General features: G+C 70.7%; 11 protein-coding genes. 3 read left to right on the top strand and 8 right to left on the bottom strand.

Annotated features, from left to right (window positions below):
- The first annotated feature begins 38 nt into the window (after nucleotides 1-38).
- From ACZ31C_RS04135 to ACZ31C_RS04125, 3 genes are all read left to right on the top strand, one after another.
- Complete coding sequence (locus tag ACZ31C_RS04135; protein ID WP_350697946.1) at nucleotides 39-665, top strand: TetR/AcrR family transcriptional regulator; 627 nt, start codon at nucleotides 39-41, stop codon at nucleotides 663-665.
- Nucleotides 666-820: 155 nt separating this feature from the next.
- A complete protein-coding gene (locus ACZ31C_RS04130; protein ID WP_465794095.1) occupies nucleotides 821-2,188 on the top strand; it encodes an acetyl-CoA carboxylase biotin carboxylase subunit in 1,368 nt (455 codons plus the stop codon).
- 128 nt (nucleotides 2,189-2,316) lie between these two features.
- Nucleotides 2,317-3,228, top strand: coding sequence for a hydroxymethylglutaryl-CoA lyase (locus ACZ31C_RS04125; RefSeq protein ID WP_465794359.1), 912 nt, complete (start codon nucleotides 2,317-2,319; stop codon nucleotides 3,226-3,228).
- Nucleotides 3,229-3,248: 20 nt separating this feature from the next.
- Here the strand turns inward: ACZ31C_RS04125 and ACZ31C_RS04120 are convergent, their stop codons facing one another.
- The 8 genes from ACZ31C_RS04120 to ACZ31C_RS04085 all read right to left on the bottom strand — a co-directional run bounded on the left by ACZ31C_RS04120 (nucleotide 3,249) and on the right by ACZ31C_RS04085 (nucleotide 16,489).
- Nucleotides 3,249-4,232, bottom strand: coding sequence for an aldo/keto reductase (locus ACZ31C_RS04120; RefSeq protein ID WP_465794094.1), 984 nt, complete (start codon nucleotides 4,230-4,232; stop codon nucleotides 3,249-3,251).
- Nucleotides 4,233-4,235: 3 nt separating this feature from the next.
- Nucleotides 4,236-5,423 carry a GNAT family N-acetyltransferase gene (locus tag ACZ31C_RS04115; protein ID WP_465794093.1) on the bottom strand — a complete coding sequence of 396 codons (1,188 nt, stop codon included), beginning with the start codon at nucleotides 5,421-5,423 and terminating at the stop codon, nucleotides 4,236-4,238.
- Nucleotides 5,423-6,739 carry a diaminopimelate decarboxylase gene (gene lysA, locus ACZ31C_RS04110; RefSeq protein WP_396743868.1) on the bottom strand — a complete coding sequence of 439 codons (1,317 nt, stop codon included), beginning with the start codon at nucleotides 6,737-6,739 and terminating at the stop codon, nucleotides 5,423-5,425. Before lysA ends, ACZ31C_RS04115 begins: the two co-directional genes overlap by 1 nt.
- A gap of 60 nt (nucleotides 6,740-6,799) precedes the next feature.
- Nucleotides 6,800-9,028, bottom strand: coding sequence for a GNAT family N-acetyltransferase (locus tag ACZ31C_RS04105; protein ID WP_465794092.1), 2,229 nt, complete (start codon nucleotides 9,026-9,028; stop codon nucleotides 6,800-6,802).
- A 65-nt stretch (nucleotides 9,029-9,093) separates the two neighbouring features.
- Complete coding sequence (locus ACZ31C_RS04100) at nucleotides 9,094-10,350, bottom strand: MFS transporter (RefSeq protein WP_465794091.1); 1,257 nt, start codon at nucleotides 10,348-10,350, stop codon at nucleotides 9,094-9,096.
- Between the two features lie 10 nt (nucleotides 10,351-10,360).
- On the bottom strand, nucleotides 10,361-11,935 hold the full coding sequence (locus tag ACZ31C_RS04095; RefSeq protein WP_465794090.1) for a B12-binding domain-containing radical SAM protein: 1,575 nt from the start codon (nucleotides 11,933-11,935) through the stop codon (nucleotides 10,361-10,363).
- 14 nt (nucleotides 11,936-11,949) lie between these two features.
- The gene (locus ACZ31C_RS04090; RefSeq protein WP_465794089.1) at nucleotides 11,950-13,503 is read right to left on the bottom strand and encodes a B12-binding domain-containing radical SAM protein; all 1,554 of its coding nucleotides are present in this window, start codon (nucleotides 13,501-13,503) and stop codon (nucleotides 11,950-11,952) included.
- A 28-nt stretch (nucleotides 13,504-13,531) separates the two neighbouring features.
- Nucleotides 13,532-16,489, bottom strand: a complete 2,958-nt coding sequence (locus tag ACZ31C_RS04085; RefSeq protein WP_465794088.1) for a non-ribosomal peptide synthetase — start codon at nucleotides 16,487-16,489, stop codon at nucleotides 13,532-13,534.
- Nucleotides 16,490-16,796 lie beyond the last annotated feature (307 nt).

The raw sequence follows: 16,796 nt of genomic DNA, 5'->3' as shown, positions 1-16,796 counted from the left end.
GACCCACGTCTTACCCCCGGTGGGTCTACGCTGGCCCGGTGACGGTGGAGCAGCAGGCCCGGGGCGGGAGCAGCGGGGCCACGGGATCGGGGCGGCGCCGGTCCCGCAAGGACGAGATTCTGGAGATCGCGGTGGGGCTCTTCGCCTCCCGCGGCTACCACGGCGTGTCGATGGACGACATCGGCGCGGCCGCCGGGGTGACCGGCCCGGCGCTTTACCACCACTTCGCCGGCAAGGAGGCGATGCTGGTCGCCGCGCTCGTGCCGGTGAGCGAGGGCCTGCTGGAGGGCGGTCGGCAGCGGTCCGCCGCGCATCCCGGCGACCCTCGGGCGGTCCTGGAGTCGCTGATCGACTTCCACGTCGACTTCGCGTTGGCCAACCCGGCCGTCATCGCGTTGCACCTGCACGAGCTGGACCGGCTGCCCGAGGAGCCCCGGCGACGCATCCGGCGACTCCAGCGCCTCTATGTCGAGGAGTGGGTCATCGTGCTGACCGCGCTGCATCCCGGCCTGCCGGCCGGTGAGGCGCGGGTGTTGGCGCACGCCGCCTTCGGCCTGATGAACTCCACCCCGTTCCTCGGGGGCGAGGTCGACCGTCGCCGCCGGGCCGAGCTGTTGCGCGCCGCCACCCTGGCTGCCCTGCTCGCCCCGACCGACCCGGCCTGACCCACACCCTCGCGCACCACCTCGCATCCTTCTCCGGCCTGGATGTTAGGAGGGGACCCCTGCTATACCGCAGGCGTTAGCAGGGGACCCTTCCTTCCATCCGGGCCGGCGTGGTTGGCTTGCCCGCGTCCCACAAAATGGAACGCGGAGGAAGCATGATCGAGTCGTTGCTGGTCGCCAACCGAGGCGAGATAGCCCGCCGGATCATCCGTACCGCCAAGCGGCTCGGGGTACGCGCGATCGCGGTGCACTCGGAGGCCGACACCGACCTGCCGTTCGTCACCGAAGCCGACCAGGCGATCTGTGTCGGACCGGCCAACCCGACGCAGAGCTACCGCAACGCCGAGGCCATCCTCGCCGCCGCCGAGTCGACCGGTGCGCAGGCGATTCACCCCGGCTACGGTTTCCTGTCGGAGAACGCCGACTTCGCCCGCGCGGTCGAGGCGTCCGGTCTGATCTGGGTCGGACCGGACGCAGACGCGATCAGCGCGATGGGCGACAAGATCAATGCGCGGAACCTGATGGCAGCGGCCGGCGTACCGGTGGCACCCGGCACCACCGAACCGGCGGCGGACCTGTCGGCGGCGCGCGCCGCGGCGGCCGAGATCGGCTATCCGGTGATGGTGAAGGCCGCCGCAGGTGGTGGTGGCATGGGCATGGGCGTGGCCGCTGACGAGGCCGCGCTGGATACCGAGTACGACAAGGTGCGCGCGTTCGCCGAGCGGATGTTCGGCGACGGCTCGGTGCTGATCGAGCGTTACTTCCCCCGGGTACGTCACGTCGAGGTGCAGATCCTCGGGCTGGCCGACGGCCGGGTGGTGGCGTTGGGCGAACGCGAGTGCTCGGTGCAGCGCCGCAACCAGAAGCTGGTCGAGGAGTCGCCGTCACCGGCGGTCTCACCGGAGCTGCGTACCCGCCTGCTGGCGGCGGCGGTCCGGGCCGGCGAGGCGGTGAAGTACCGCAACGCGGGCACGGTGGAATGCTTGTTGGTCCCGCGTCAGCGGGATCTCAGAGGGGATAGCCCCGCCTCCGAAGAATTTTTCTTTTTGGAGATGAACACTCGGCTCCAGGTGGAGCACCCGGTCACCGAGCTGGTCTACGGCCTGGACCTGGTCGAGGAGCAGCTCCGGGTGGCCGCCGGGTTGGTGCCGACCTTCGACCCGGACGCGTTGACGCCGCGCGGGCACGCCATCGAGCTACGGATCAACGCCGAGGACCCGAAGCGTTTTCTGCCTGGCCCGGGCGTGGTCAAGACCTGGGTCGAGCCGACCGGCGCCGGAGTACGCGTCGACTCCGGCTACGTCGCCGGGAACACCGTGACCCCGTTCTACGACAGCCTGATGGCCAAGCTCGTGGTCGACGCGCCCACCCGGGCCGAGGCGATTGACCGCGCCCGCGCGGCGGTGGCCGGATTCGAGCTGGCCGGTCCCAAGAACAACCTGCCGTTCTTCGCCGAGTTGCTGGAGAACCCGGAGTTCGTCTCCGGCGACTACGACACCGGCATCGTCTCCCGGATGCGCTGACCCCGCCGGTCCCGAGGTGCCCGTTGCGGCGTGCGCCTCGGGACCGTTGCGGTCACCGCCCGACGTGACACACTTGGACGGTCAGCGACAAGTGAGTGTCACAGTGAGGTGATGCCGTGATGGCGGAGCTGCCGAAGTCCGTGTCCATCCGCGAGGTCGGCCCGCGCGACGGGTTGCAGAACGAGGACCCGATCCCGACCGAGGCCAAGGTGCGGCTGCTCGACGCCCTCTCCCGCACCGGCGTACGGCGGATCGAGGCGGTGTCGTTCGTGCACCCCCGGGCGATCCCGCAGATGGCCGACGCCGACGAGGTGTGGCAGCGGGCGGCGAAGGCCGACGGGGTTCGCTACTCGGCGCTGGTGCCCAACTCGAAGGGTGCGCAGCGCGCCCTAGCCGCCGGCTTCACCGAGATCGAGGTGGTCGTCTCGGCCAGCGACACGCACAACCGCCGCAACGTCAACCGGGGCACCGACGAGTCGTTGGACGACATCGCCGAGCTGATCGACCTGCTGCACCAGGCCGGAGCCACCGCAGAGGTGATCATCGCGACCAGCTTCGGCTGCCCCTACGAGGGGGACGTCGACCCGGCCCGCGTCGCCGCCATCGTCGACCGCGTGGTCCGCGACGGCGCTGACCGCGTCGCGTTCGGCGACACCACCGGCATGGGTACGCCCCGACGGGTCCGTGACCTGCTCACCGCCGTGCGCGACCGCAATGCGGACGTGCCGGTGCTACTGCACTTCCACAACACCCGGGGCACCGCGCTGGCCAACCTGCTGACCGCCCTGGAACTGGGCGTCACCGAATTCGACGCCAGCGTGGGTGGGCTGGGCGGCTGCCCGTACGCGCCCGGTGCCAGCGGCAACCTGGCCACCGAGGAGGCGGTGCACATGCTGCACGACATGGGCATCGACACCGGCATCGACCTGGACGCCCTGATCGAGGTGGCCGAGCTGGCCGAGAAGCTGACCGGTCGACGCCTGCCTTCCGGCGTGCTGCGCGCCGGGCCGCGTACCCGGCTGACCCCGTCCCCGTCCTGACCCGGCCGACGGCGGCTCGGCTACTGGGACCACCAGGTCGGCTGGCGTGACCAGCGGTGTCCGCGCAGGGTCTCCCGCAGCGCCGGGTCGAGCGGCTGCCCGTCGCTCACCGCGAGGTTGCGGTCGACGTGGGCGACCCGGCGCATCCCGGGGATGACGGTGGCGACCCGGGGCTCGGCGAGGATGAACCGCAGCGCCGCCTCCGGCATCGGCATCCCGGACGGCAGGTCCCTGCGCAGTTCCTCGGCCCGGGCGACGCTGGCGGCGAGGTTCTCCGGCACGAAGTACGAGTTGCGCCAGTCCCCCTCCGGCCAGGTCGTCTCCGTCGTCAGCGTGCCGGTCAACGTGCCCTCGTCGAACGGCACCCGGGCGATGACTGCCACGTCGTGTTCCGCCGCCGCCGGGAACAGGTCGTCCTCGGGAGCCTGGTCGAAGACGTTGTAGATCACCTGGACGGCGTCGACCAGCCCGGTGGCCAGCGCGCGTACGCCGTTCCAGGACTCCCACCGGTTGACCGAGATGCCGACGCCGCCGATCAGGCCCTGCTCGCGCAGCCCGGTGAGGGTCCGCTGCCAGCGCGGGTCGTCCGTCCAGGAGTCCTCCCAGACGTGCAACTGCAACAGGTCGATGGTGTCCAGGCCGAGGTTGCCGAGACTCGTGTGGACGTACTCCTCGATGTGCTCCGGCGGGAAGACGTCGTCCAGGGTGGACTCACGGGTCGACGGCCAGCGCATGTCCTTCGGCGGCACCTTCGTGGCGACGTACAGCCGGGTGTCCGGGTTGGCGCGGACCAGCTCGCCCAGCACCCGCTCGCTGTGCCCGCGCCCGTACACCCAGGCGGTGTCGAAGAAGTTGCAGCCCAGGTCCACGGCGCGCTGGAGAGCGGCGGTCTTCTCGTCGTCCTCGACGCCGGTCCAGCCGTGCAGACCGCCGCCGACGCCCCACATGCCGTACGAGACCTCACTGACCTGCCAGCCCAGTCGGCCGAACCTGCGGTAGCGCATGTGTCACCTCTCCGGTGCCCGAGGGGGTTGAGGGTGTGTGCCGTCGCCCCACACGCGTACCGCCTGCTGATGGTCCGAGCCGGGCGAGGCGAAGGAACGCACGATCTCGGCGGAGACGCCGACGGGCGGTCGGACCAGACCGGCCGTCCAGCGCGGTTCGGCGCCCCGCGCGCGTTTGGCGCCGTACGTGCCGGCACCGAGGTGCACCAGGCCCAGGCCGCGCTCCGCCGCCAGTTCGCGGGGCCGGTACATGCTGAGGTTGAAGTACGAGTAGGGCGCCGCCGCCTCGGCGAACCCGGCGGCGCGGACGTACACCCCGTCGGGCCACAGGTAGTTGAGGCTGAACCCGACGACCGTGTCGCCCGCGTACTCCAGGAACACGTGGCTGCACGCGTCGAGCGCCGGCACCTGCGAGGCGAAGTAGGCGTGCATGTCGGCGTCCGTGTCGGGGCCGCCGTACTTGCGTTGCGTCGCGCCGAGCAGCGGGGCGATCACGTCCACGCAGGCGGAGAGCGGCACCGTCTCGACCCGGTCCACGGCGGCCTCGTACCGGCGGCGTTCGCGTCGCCACTCGCGGCGTCCAGCCGCCCCGGCGGAGCCCTCGCCGACGTGTACCGGCAGCACCGCCTCGGCGGACAGCGGCGCGGCCACCGGCGGCGAACCGTCCGGGCCGACCGCCCGCGTCCACGCGGCCTGGTATGCGGCGACGTTCGCCACCGGGGTGTAGAGCAGCGCGACGCTGGCTGCGCCGCGCCGCGCGGCCAGCGCCTCCACCTCGGTGAAGAGAGCGGTCAGCACGGCGTCCCGCCGGTCGACGGTGAGGTCGTCGGCGATCGCCACCGCGCCGTGGTAGCCGGCCCGTGAGCCCACCAGCAACACCGGCAGGAAGGCCGCGTGCTCCTCGGGCGACAGCGGCCGCCCGAGGTTCTCCTCGGCCATGTGGCTCGGGCTGTAGGCCAGGTTCATCGACGGCACGCTCGCGCCGTGCCAGAGGTAGGTGGCGACCGCCGCCAGCGTGGTGCCGGCCGCGTCCTGCACGACCAGGTAGGTGGTGTCGAACGACCTGTCGGTCTCCGACCAGGCGACCCACGGGTAGCCGAGGTAGAAGCCGTCACCGGCGGCGAGGCCGTTCCACACGTCCTCGCCGATCTCGGTGACCGAACGTCGGGTGGTGACCGACAGGTCGTCCATCAACTCCCCTGGCTGTCGCCGTCGTCGAACAATTCCAGTGCCACCAGGTCGTCGTAGGTCTCCCGGCGGCGGATCAACGTCACCTGGTCGCCGTGCACCAGCACCTCGGCGGGCCGCTGCTGACTGTTGTAGTTGCTGGTCATCGTCATGCCGTACGCCCCGGCGGTGAAGATCGCGAAGTGCGCGCCGGGCTCCAGCTCGGGCAGCGAACGGCCCCGCGCCAGGTAGTCGCTGGACTCGCAGATCGGCCCCACCACGTCGTACGAGGTCAGCCCGGCCAGGCCGGACACGTCCCGGGAGACCGGGGTGGCGTCCGCCGGGGGCTGGACCGGCCACATGAAGTGGTAGCTGTCGTACATCGCGGCCCGGGCCAGATGCGTCATGCCCGCGTCGAGCACCACGAGCTGCCGCTCGCCGGCCTGCTTGAGGTAGCGGACGGTGCTGACCAGGACACCGGCGTTGGCGGCGATGGTCCGACCCGGCTCGAAGATCACCTGACCGCCGAGGCGGGCGAACCCGGTCAGCCGGGGAATGATCGCCTCGGCGAAGTCGTCCCAGCTCGGCGCGGTGCGGTCGACGTACTCGGCGGGGAAACCGCCGCCCAGGTTGAGTGTGGTGATGCGGTGCCCGGCCTGTTCGAGCTGGGCCACCAGGGCCATCAGCCGGTCGAGGGCGGTGGCGTACACCTGCGGGTCGAAGATCGGGCTGCCCAGGTGGACGTGGAAGCCCTCGATGCGCAGCGCCTCGTCGGCGGCGGCGTGCGCGAACAGCGCGGCGGCACGGTCGATGTCCACGCCGAACTTGCCGCCCCGCGTGCCGGTGGTCGTCCGTGCCGGGGTCCGCTCGTCCGGTGCCACGTCCGGGTTGACCCGGATCGCCAGCCGGGGACGTCGGCCCTCCTGCCTGGCGATGCGGGACAGCAGCTCCACCTCGGCCTCGGACTCGACGTTGATGCAGCGGATGTTGCGGACGACCGCCTCGCGCAGCTCGGCCTCCGACTTGCCGACCCCGGCGAGCACGGTGCGCTCCGGGTCGACGCCCGCCAGCATCGCCCGGTGCAGTTCGCCGCCGCTGACCGCGTCGACACCGGCGCCCTCCCGACCGAGCAGCCGGAGCAGGTGCACGTTGCTCAGCGCCTTCGCCGAGAAACAGACCAGCGGGTTGACCGCGTCGAACGCCTTCGTGAAGCGACGGTAGTGATCGATCAGGGTGCTCGCCGAATAGACGTAGGTGGGTGTGCCGAAACGCTCGGCCACCGAGGTCAGCGGGACCCCTTCACAGTGCAGCGTGCCGTCGCGATAGGTGAACTCGTCCATCTGTTCCTCATTCAGGAGATCAGCGCACAGGATATCCGTCCACTCAACGAAGATCGGCCCCTACCTGTGCTTGTAGAGGCGGTCCTGTTCGAGAGCACGAATACGCTGGTAATCCTCCTCCAAACGGCTCGGGTCATCGGCGATCAGATAGAGATGGCCCGGCGAGGTGAACAGGTCGACGGTCCGATGCACCGGCGTGTCCGGCAGCAGATTCAACGCCGACCCGCACAGCACCGAGGGGATCTCGGCGAGGCGGTCGGCGGCACCGTCGGCGATCAGACCGTCGTACGGGGCGACCAGGCAGACCACCATCAGGGCCCGGTGGCGACGGTATCCGGCGCCGAGACGGCGGCGGAAGCGTTCCGGTGCGGCGTACCGCTCGACGGTCAGCGAGAGCTGGCTCTCCCCGGTCGCCTGCGCCGGCCCGTCCGGCGTGACGCCTCCTTCGAGGCGGGCGCCGGACTCGATCAGCACCGGTCCCCGGGCGTCGACGAAGAGTTCGGTGTGTGCCGGGCCGTCGTGCACGCCGAGCGCGTCCAGCACCCGTTCGACGAAGACGCGGACCTGGTCCTGGATCTCACCCGCGCCGTCCAGCAGGACCTGCCGGTCGTACACCGGCCGCCCGTCGACGAAGATCCGGTCGTCGCGCCAGATCTCGTGGACGTGGTGCCGGCCGTCGAGGCTCACGCTGTTGACGAAGTACTGCTGGCCGACCAACTGCTCCTGCACCAGCAGCGAGTCGTTGACCTGGGCCATCGCGTTGGCTGAGCCGAGCAGTTTGCCCGCCGCCGACCGGGCCTCGGTGCCGTCCGCGCAGAAGTGCACCCCTTCGGAACCGGCGCTGGCGGCGGGCTTGACCACGACCGGAAGCACCCGTGTGGCGGCCAGCCAGTCGTCGAGTTCCTCGATGCTGCGGACCTGGGTGCCGAGCGGCACCCGCAGTCCGGCGCGGGCGGCGGCGGCCATCATCGCCGGCTTCTGCCGCCGGGGGCGGTCCTCGGTCCGGGAGTTGCCTGGCAGCCCCAGCTCGGCGGCGAGGTCGTCGGCCAGGTCGACGCCCCACTCGCAGCCCGGGATCACGTGGCCCGGTCGCATCGGGGCGAGCCGGTCGGCGAGCTGCCGGACCGTCGCCGGATCGTCGCCGGACGCGGTCAGCACGTCGACGAACTGCTCCCGGCGCAGCCCGGCGGCGTAGCGCTCGTTGATCGTGCCGGTGAGGACGGCCACGCAGCGCCGACCGTGCCGGGCGAACTCGGGTGCCAGGAGCGCGCCGGTGGAGAACGGGTCGACGATCACGATGGTCTCGTCGGTGTCGGCGACGACCGTGGCGACGCCGTGGTCGGGAACGTCGTGCAGGGGTGCCGCGATCACCTCGGTCACGAACGACGCCCGGTAGGGACGCAGGTCCAGCCCGTCGGTGGGGCTCAGCACGTCCAGCCGCATCGGCAGCGGGTCCGCCCAGGTGGCCGCCCGGTCGGGCGGTCGGGCGTAGCAGAGGCTCAGCACCGGATCGGCGAGCCGGTCGGTACGCAGCACCAGTTCGGCCTCGTCGCAGCCGTCGTCGTCCGGGTCGAGGTGGTGCAGCGGAACCGGTACGAACCCGAGGCGGCTCTTGAAGCTGAACAGCCCCGCCTGCGCGATGTGGCCGTACAGGGTCGGGTCGGTGCCGAGCGAGATCCACGGGAGGCCGCGTCGGGCGCTCTCCTCGAACGCGGCCACGTAGAGCGCGCGGCTGATCATCCCGCGTCGGGCCTGCGGCCGGGCGGCCGAGTAGGCGACCCGCAGCGCCTCGGGCGTGACGCGGCACATCACCGCGCCGACCAGCTCACCGGCGGACCGGGCGGTGACCAGCACGAAGTTGGCGAGCCCGGCCTCGGTGGCGGCGACCGCGTGCGCCGCCGGCAGGCCGTACGGCATGGTGGCGATCTGCGCGTCGTAGACGGCGAGGAACTCGCCGAACAGGTCCGGGTCGATCCGGTCGTGCACCTGTACGTCTAGCCCCGCCGCCTCGACGTACCGCAATGCGTGGCGGACGTTCTGCCGTTCCGCCTTCGGCAGGGCGGCCAGGAAGTCCGCCGTCCGCTCCGGGGTACGCCGTCCCCAGGTCACCCAGCGTGGCTTGAGTCGGAAACCCGACGCCGTCAGATCCGCCCACCGGTCCCGGGCCGGATCGGTGACGATCACCAGGTCGATGTCGTCGACACCGCCCCAGGCCCGGTCGAGCGCGTCCTCGGTGGACATCTCCCACCTGCGGACGCCGTAGTAGTCGCTCCCCCCGAAACCAGACACGCGTCCCCCTCGCTGCTGCTGCGGATTCCGGCCCGATGGTGCCCGGCGACTGGTGGCTCAGCCGGTCACGATGCGCTGCCGACGCTGGCCGGGGCATCGACGCGACTCAGCGTATCCCGCACCCACAAGATGGCCGCGAGCGCGACGAGCGCGGCCACCGGCGACAGCAGACGCGCCTCGGCGGGGCCGAACCAACCCAGGACCGCACCGGCCACCAGGGTGCCCACCGCACTGCCGACCGCCATCATCGTCGCGGCCAACGCGAACGACTCGTTGATCACCGTCTTGGGCACAAGCGTGCCGAGCAGCCCGAACTCCTCGGCGCTGAGGGCCGCCAACGGCAGGCCGGCGAGGAACAGGCAGACCGCGAGCACCGGGATCGAGGTGGCGAAGACCAGCGGGACCATGCAGGCCAGCGCCACCGCCAGCAGCACGAGGTAGCGGTGCACCGGTCGGCGGGTGTGCTGCCGGGCGCCCCAGACCAGCCCGCCGAGGACGCTGGCCGCCGGGGGTAGTGACAGCAGCGCCACGCCGGTGGCCGCCGTGCTGCCCAGCGCCGACACGGTGGCCGGCACCGCGACCTCCAGGACGGCGAAGGCCGCGGCGGCGGCACCGGCGGCGACCAGGATCGCCACCACGCCGGGGATCCGCCACGGCCGTCGGGTACGCCCCAGGTCGTCGCCGGTCGTCGCGTCGGACTCCGCCGACCCGTCCGGCTTGCGCAGCGTGGCGACGGCCGGGGCGCTGGCGTAGAGCAGCGAGCCGACCACCAGCATGCCGCCGGCCAGCAGGGTGGTGGCCAGCGCGCTGAAGACACCGGTGAACAGGCCGGTCGCCGCCGGCCCGATCACGAAGAACACCTCGATCAGCACCGCTTCCAGGGCGTTCGCGGTGTTCAGCTTCGGCCCGGGCGGCAGGATCAGGGCCCAGGCCGCCCGGACGGTCGAGCCGACCGGTGCCATGGTGAGCGCCACCGGCACCACCGACGAGATCAGCAGCCAGCCGGGCCCCTGGTTCGCGGCGACGAACCCGACCAGTGCCACCGCGTGCAGCAACGCCAGCACCGGCAGCACCCGGCGCAGCCCGTGGCGGTCGATCAGCCGGCCGTGCACCGGCCAGGCGACCGCCAGGGCGCCGGAGAACAGGGCGAGCGCGGTCGCGCCGGCCGAGTAGGACCCCGTCTTCTCACTGACGTGCAGGAAGATCGCGAGTGGCTCGATCGCCACCGGCAGCCGGGCGAGCATCGCGGGCAGCATCACCCTGGGTACGCCGGGGGTACGCCAGAGTTCGACGTACCGCCCGACGGCGTCAACCAGCGACACGGGCGTCCAATCAGGCCACCGGGGTGGCGTCGGCACCGGCCCGCGGCCGGTAGATCCCGTCGTACTGGTCGATCAGCGACCCGTTCAGCGCCTCGGTGAGCCGCAGCCGCTGCTCGAACAACTCGTAGTACGACAGGTGCTTGGACGGCATCGGCGAGAGGTAGACGCTGATCACCTCCGGGTTCTGTTCGATGTCGAAGGCGAGCCGGTCCGCCTTCTTACGGAAGTCGGCGGTGCCGGGCAGTAGCGTCCGGTTGAACACGTTGAAGTAGTTGGTCGCCTCGGGACTGGCCTCGACCAGCCGGTCCTTGAGTTCGAGGCACCGGTCCAGATACATGTCGATCATCGATTGGTCATCGTCGTCGTGCCCGATCAGCATGTTGAACGTCAGATATCGGACGCCCAGGTCCAGCATGGACGTGATGATCCGCATCTGCTCCTGGAACGGACGCAGCTTACGGAACTTCTGGGTGGGCTCGTCACCGAGGTATTCCAACGGGATCTGGACCCGATAACAACCGACCCACCGGTCGCCGCTGGTGTCGTTCCAGAACAGCGTCTCCATCAGTTCCCGGTCCACCTCGCCCAGGTCCAGGAACTTGCCGAATTCGAGCCCGTTGGCGAACTCCCAGGAGAACTCGTACTCCCGGGCGATCCGGAAGATCTCCAGCGTGTCCTCGCGGCCGGAGTCGTGCAGCAGCGTGCCCCGGCCGGACCGCTGGATCCGGGAGAGCGTGTTGTCCTCCTGGAAGAGGATGTTCGAGATGCCGACCGACCGGAAGTGGTCGAAGTGCCGGCGCACCACGTCCGGCTTCATGTAGCGGTAGTGCCCGCGCATCGGGGTCGCGCAGAACGAGCAGGTCCGGTAACAACCGCGCGAGGTCTCGAAGCAGGTGAACGGTGCCCGTACCGTCATCGGCGGCTGGCCCTCGCCGGTGTCGTCATAGATGGACAGGTCGTCGATCAGGTCCAGTGCCATCGGCGGCAGCTCGGCCAGGTTGAGCTGGGGGCCGCCCATGATGACGATGCCGTCGCCGATCCGGCGGCTCAGCACCGACTTCTCGATCGGCTTGCCGGTGGCCCGGGCCTGGATCACTCGGGCGAAGGTCTGCTCGCCTTCGAGCTGGATCACCACGTCGAAGCCGTTGGCGAGGTACCACTCGGGCCGGGCGGTGACGTCCATCCCGCCGCCCACGATCAGCGCGTCCGGGTTGGCCTTCTTGAGGAACTTGGCGAAGTCGGTCACCACCCGGGCCGAGTTGGTGAAGTTGTTCGAGATGCCGATGACGTCGGCGGCCCGGGCCTCGTCGGCGTAGTTCTCGAAGGCCCCGCCGTAGCGGATGCAGTCGATGGTGCGGGGCCCGTACGCGAACGAGGCGTAGTGCTCGGGCTCACCGGCGTCGACCTGGGTGTCGACGATCCGGAACTCCGCGTCGACACCCCACTCCCGCAGGTAGGCCCGTGCTCCGGCGGCCAACGTGACGAGAGCGCTCTTGGGGTTGCGTACCCGCACCGGGCTGATCGTGGTCTCCTCGTCCCGGAACGACTGCCCCGGGTACGGGGCGTAGAAGAGGGTGACGCGCATGGCCGGACCTCCCGTCAACCCGCGTAGATGCCGTCGTAGAGACGGTGCATCTCGCGATCGTTGAGCATGTTCGTCATTTCGAGACGCTTCTGATAGATGTCCCAGTACGTGAAGTGATCGGTGTTGATGGCCGACAGGAAGATCCCGATCACCTCGGGGTTCTCGTCGATGTCGAACTGGAGCAGCGAGCGCAGCGTGACCCAGTCGCGGGCGCCCGGCAGCAGCGACAGGTTGAACACGTTGAAGTACGGCTTGTACTTGCCCTGTCCGACCGAGGTCAGCTCCTCCTTCAACCGCATGCAGTAGTCGGTGAAGATGTCGATGCCCTCGCGGTCGTGCTCCGGGTAACCGATGAACAGGTCGTACGTCTGGTGGCCGACGCCGTGGTCGGTGAGCATGGTGGCCAGCACGTTCACCTGCTCGTCGAAGCCGAGCAGCTTGGGGAACCGGCGCTTCTTGACGTTCATGTTGTCCAGCGGGATCTGCACCCGGTAGCAGCCGATCCACCGGCCGTCGACGGTCTCGCTGCCCAGCAGCGCGTCGGCGAGTTCGTGGTCGAAGCTGCCGTTCTGCATGAACTTGCCGAACTCGATGCCGTTGGCGAACTCCCAGGCGAAGCCGTACTCGCGGAACATCCGGAACATGGCGAGGACGTCCTCGCGCCCGGAGTCGTACAGGTAGCGGCCGGCGCCGTTCTGCTGGATCCGGGAGAGCGGGTTGTCCTCCTGCCAGACGATCGTCTTGATGCCGTACTCCTGGAAAACCCGGAGGTGCTTCTCCATCATCGGCAGGCTCATGTAGCGGTAGCCGCCCCGCGACGGCGCGGTGCAGAACGAGCACCGCCACGCGCATCCCCGGGAGGTCTCCCAGCAGATGAAGTTGCCCTGTACACCCGCAGGCGGCGGACCCTCGGCGGTGTCGTCGTAGATGGACAGGTCGGGGATGAGGTCCAGCGCCATCGGCTCGATCGAGTCCATCGGCACGGTCTCGGACGAGTCGACCTTGTTGGGGATCAGTCGGCCCGGCAGCGAGATGTTCGGCACCGTGGACAGGTCCTGCTTGCGGTAGACCGCGTCCACCAGCCGCGCGAAGGTCAGCTCACCCTCCCCGCGCACCACCGCGTCGGCGCCCCGGGCCAGGTAGTACTGCGGGCGGGCGGTGCAGTCGACGCCGCCCACCACGACGATCGCCTTGGGATTGATCCGCTTGATGTGCAGCGCCAGGTCGGCCACGATCTGCGCGCTGTTGGTGAAGTTGCAGGTGATGCCGTGCACGTCCGCCGCGCGGATCTTCTCGTCAGCCTCCTCGAACGGGGTGCCGTACCGGTAGCAGTCCATGATCCGCGGGCCGTACGGGAGCGACTTGTACTTCACCCGCTGCCCACCGAGCTGGAGATCGATGATCTCGATGTCGCAGGAGTAGCCGAAGTGCGGCGCGTACGCCCGCAGCCCGGCGGCGATCGTGGTCAGTGCGCTCTTCGGGTTGTGCGGCCGTTCGGTGTTGATCGGCTCGCTCTCGCCCTGGAAGATCTGCGAGGGGTAGGGAGCGTAGTAGAGATTGACCTTCATGGCGTCTCCTGGACCCGTTGGTCGCGGTTTACTGAGCTGTCCCGCTGGACAGATGAGGACGGCCCACCGCTGCGTGGTACGTCCGGTTGAGACGGTCGATCATCACGTCGATCTCCCTGTCCCGGCTGGTGCCCCAGTCGAGGCCGAGTCCCCGAGCCAGCCGGGTGGCCAGGGGTGTGTCGGTGCCGACCAGAGCGTCGTGGAGCACCTCGGCCAGTGGCTCGGTCTCCGCTGCGGTGCGGGGACGCAGGACGGCGAGGCAGCGCGCCACCTCGTCGTCGCCGACCGCGTCGGCGGCCCGGTCGAGGAACTCGTCGTAGCGGATCTCGGGCAGTGGTCGGTCCTCGACGCGTAGCCGGGCCAACAGGTCGGCCACGGCCACGGAGGCGGGTGCCACCACGTTCAGCACGCCCTCGGCGGGCGTGAAGTGGTGCGGGTCGGCGAGCGCGGCCACCATCCGGGCCACCACGTCGACCGGCGTCCAGTCCACCCGCAGCCCGGTCGACGGGCGTACGCCGAGCCGCAGGCAGAGCCGCAGGATCATCGTCACCGACGAGCGTGGGTTGGCGTGGCCGGTGCGGGAGTGCGCCGCCACCTCCCCGAGTCGGACGACGGCGCCGGGTACGCCCTGCGCGGTGGCACCCCGGGCGAGCTGCTCGGCGACCCACTTGGACTGGCTGTAGCCGTCGACCGGCGGTGCCGAGGTGAGCGGGAGGAACGACTCGGCCAACGGCGTACCGGGGGTGCTCCGGACCGTGGTGGTGGAGAGCGTGACCAGCCGTTTGCGGAGCTGCGTGCCAGCGAGGTCGATGAGCGTCCGCAGCCCGTGCACGTTGGTGTCGCGCAGATCGAGGTAGTCGCGGAGGGTGTCCACCCGGCCCGCCGCGTCCACGATCGTGCCGACCTCTCGGCTCAGGCGTCGCCAGTCGTCGCCGGAGAGACCGAGCTGCGGTCGGGCCAGGTCACCGGCGAGCGCGGACCAGCGGTGGACCGCAGCCGATCCGCCGGTCGCGGCCAGCGCGGCGGCCACCCGACGCGAGGCGGCCTGGTCGTCGGCGGCCCGGACCAGGCAGACCACCGGCCGGTCGCCGTGGGCCAGCAGCGCCGCGAGCACCTGTGCGCCGACGAAGCCGGTCGCCCCCAGCAGCAGGATCGCGCCCGGGTCCTCGGCCGGTCGCGGCGGTGCGACGTCCAGGTCGCCGAGTCGGGCGTCCCGGGCCAACTCGGGCGGTACGGCGGTGGTCGCCGGCAGCGACCGGCCGCCCCGGACCAGTTCCGCCTGGGCCGCGACGGTGGAGGCCCGGACCAGGTCGCGGGCGGCGAGCCGCACCCCGAACGTCCGCTCCAGGTCGACCGCGAGTCGGGCGGCGCCGAGCGAGGTCCCACCGAGGCAGTAGAAGTCCTCGTCGTACGCGGCGAAGCCGAGCACCCGGGCCCAGATCTGGGCGATCCGCGCCTCGACGCTTCCCGCCGGATACGCCGGGCCGGGCTCGCCGGTGCCCACCGGACCGTCGGCGAGGTGCCCGCGCAGGCGCTGCTGGTCCACCTTGCCGTTGGTGAGCAGCGGCAGGCTGTCGAGACGCACGAACCGACCCGGCACCAGCTCACCGGGCAGACCGGCGCGGGCGTGCTCGCGCAGCGTCTCCTCGCCGACCTCCCCGTCCGAGGAGTAGAAGCAGACCAGCGTGGCCGTGGCACCGGTCTCGTCCACGAGCACCTTCACCTGCCGCAGGCCGGGCAGTGTGGCGATGGTGCACTCGATCTCGCCGAGGTCGACGCGTACCCCGGCGATCTGGACCTGGGCGTCCCGTCGCCCGGTGAACATCAGCAGTCCGTCGTGGCGTACCCAGCCGAAGTCGCCGGTCCGGTAGAGCAGGTCACCGGGGACCCCGGCGTACCGGTTCGGCACGAAGACCTGGCGGGTGCGGGCGGCGTCGCCGTGGTAGCCCGCGCCGAGACACACACCCGCGAGATGGATCTGGCCGACCTCGCCGCGCGGGGTGGGCGCGCCGTGTTCGTCCAGGAGCAGCACGGCCGTGTTGGGCAGTGGCAGGCCGAGCGGGATGACCTGGCGGTCGTCGTCGCCGACGGCGTGGAAGACCGAGCCGATCGAGGCTTCGGTGGGCCCGTAGGTGTTGGTCACCCGCACGTCCGGGAACATCCGCCGGAATGCCTGCACGGCCGGCGGCTTGGCGGCCTCGCCGCCGATGAAGACCTGCCGCATCGACGAGAGCAGGTGCCGGTCCTGCGGCCGGCTCCGCAGGCGCTCGACGAGCAGGTCGAAGATGCTCGGCACGAAGTCGGTCATGGTGACCCGGTGCCGGTGGATCTGCGCCAGCGTGGCGTCGAAGTCGAGGATGCCGGTGCGGTCGGGGATGACCACTGTGGCACCCCGGGTCAGCGGCCACAGCAGTTGCCAGATCGACGAGTCGAAGGTGTGCGCGGAGTTCTGGAGCACCACGGTGCCGTCGGCGGCGAACCTCTCGGTCATCGACAGGAAGCGGTTCACCAGGCCCCGGTGCAGGTTGACCGCGCACTTGGGCAGGCCGGTGGAGCCGCTGGTGAAGAACGCGTAGATCGGGTCGTCGGGTCGCGGCCGGGCCGCGACGACGGGTCCGGCGACCGCGTCCGGTTCCGTCCGTGCGCCGATCACCGGCCGGCCGGTGGACGGCGGTGGCGTGCCGACGACCGCCCGGGGAGCGAGGTCGTCGAGCATTCGTTCTTGCCGTTGGGACGGCCAGGCCCGGTCGAACGGCACGAAGGCGGCACCCGACCGCATGGTGCCGAGCATCGCGACGAGTTGTTCGACGCGGTCGTCGAGCAGCAGGGCGACGAACTCTCCCCGGCGTGCGCCGTGGGCGAGCAGGTCGGCGGCGACCGCGTCGGCCAGCCGGTCGACGTCCCGGTAGGTCAACGTGCCGGTGGGATGGACGACCGCCTCGGCGTCCGGGTGACGCCGTACGGCCTCGTCGACGAGGTCGACCACGGTCCGGTGGATCGGACGTGGCCGGGTGGGTCCTGTGAGGAGAGCGCCGACCTCAGCGGGATCGCGGTGGACGCGCTCCATTCCGAGAATCGTCAAAGCGCAGCTGAGGATGCCATTGAGGGCACCTCCCCCGAGGTGTGCTTCCGCGCGGCCGGCGGTGTTTGCCGACGGCGCGAGTGGTAGGTCTCCATTGACCCGGGTCGGACCCTAACGGCGGCCTCGCACACCTGTCAACGCATTGACAGGTGTGCGTCTCATCGGAGGCTGAAATGGCAGGTAGGGGGCCTCGGTGAAATTGTCCGGCGGC

It is taken from the genome of Micromonospora sp. NPDC023869, from assembly GCF_055559695.1.
The sequence above is the reverse complement of the archived record's forward strand: the minus strand, read 5'-3'. Positions and strand labels throughout refer to the sequence as shown.

Coding starts and splice junctions, on each gene's coding strand:
- ACZ31C_RS04120 (WP_465794094.1), bottom strand. CDS start 4,232: ATGCGCTACCGCAGGTTCGGCCGACTGGGCTGGCAGGTCAGTGAGGTC.
- ACZ31C_RS04130 (WP_465794095.1), top strand. CDS start 821: ATGATCGAGTCGTTGCTGGTCGCCAACCGAGGCGAGATAGCCCGCCGG.
- lysA (WP_396743868.1), bottom strand. CDS start 6,739: ATGGACGAGTTCACCTATCGCGACGGCACGCTGCACTGTGAAGGGGTC.
- ACZ31C_RS04090 (WP_465794089.1), bottom strand. CDS start 13,503: ATGAAGGTCAATCTCTACTACGCTCCCTACCCCTCGCAGATCTTCCAG.
- ACZ31C_RS04095 (WP_465794090.1), bottom strand. CDS start 11,935: ATGCGCGTCACCCTCTTCTACGCCCCGTACCCGGGGCAGTCGTTCCGG.
- ACZ31C_RS04115 (WP_465794093.1), bottom strand. CDS start 5,423: ATGGACGACCTGTCGGTCACCACCCGACGTTCGGTCACCGAGATCGGC.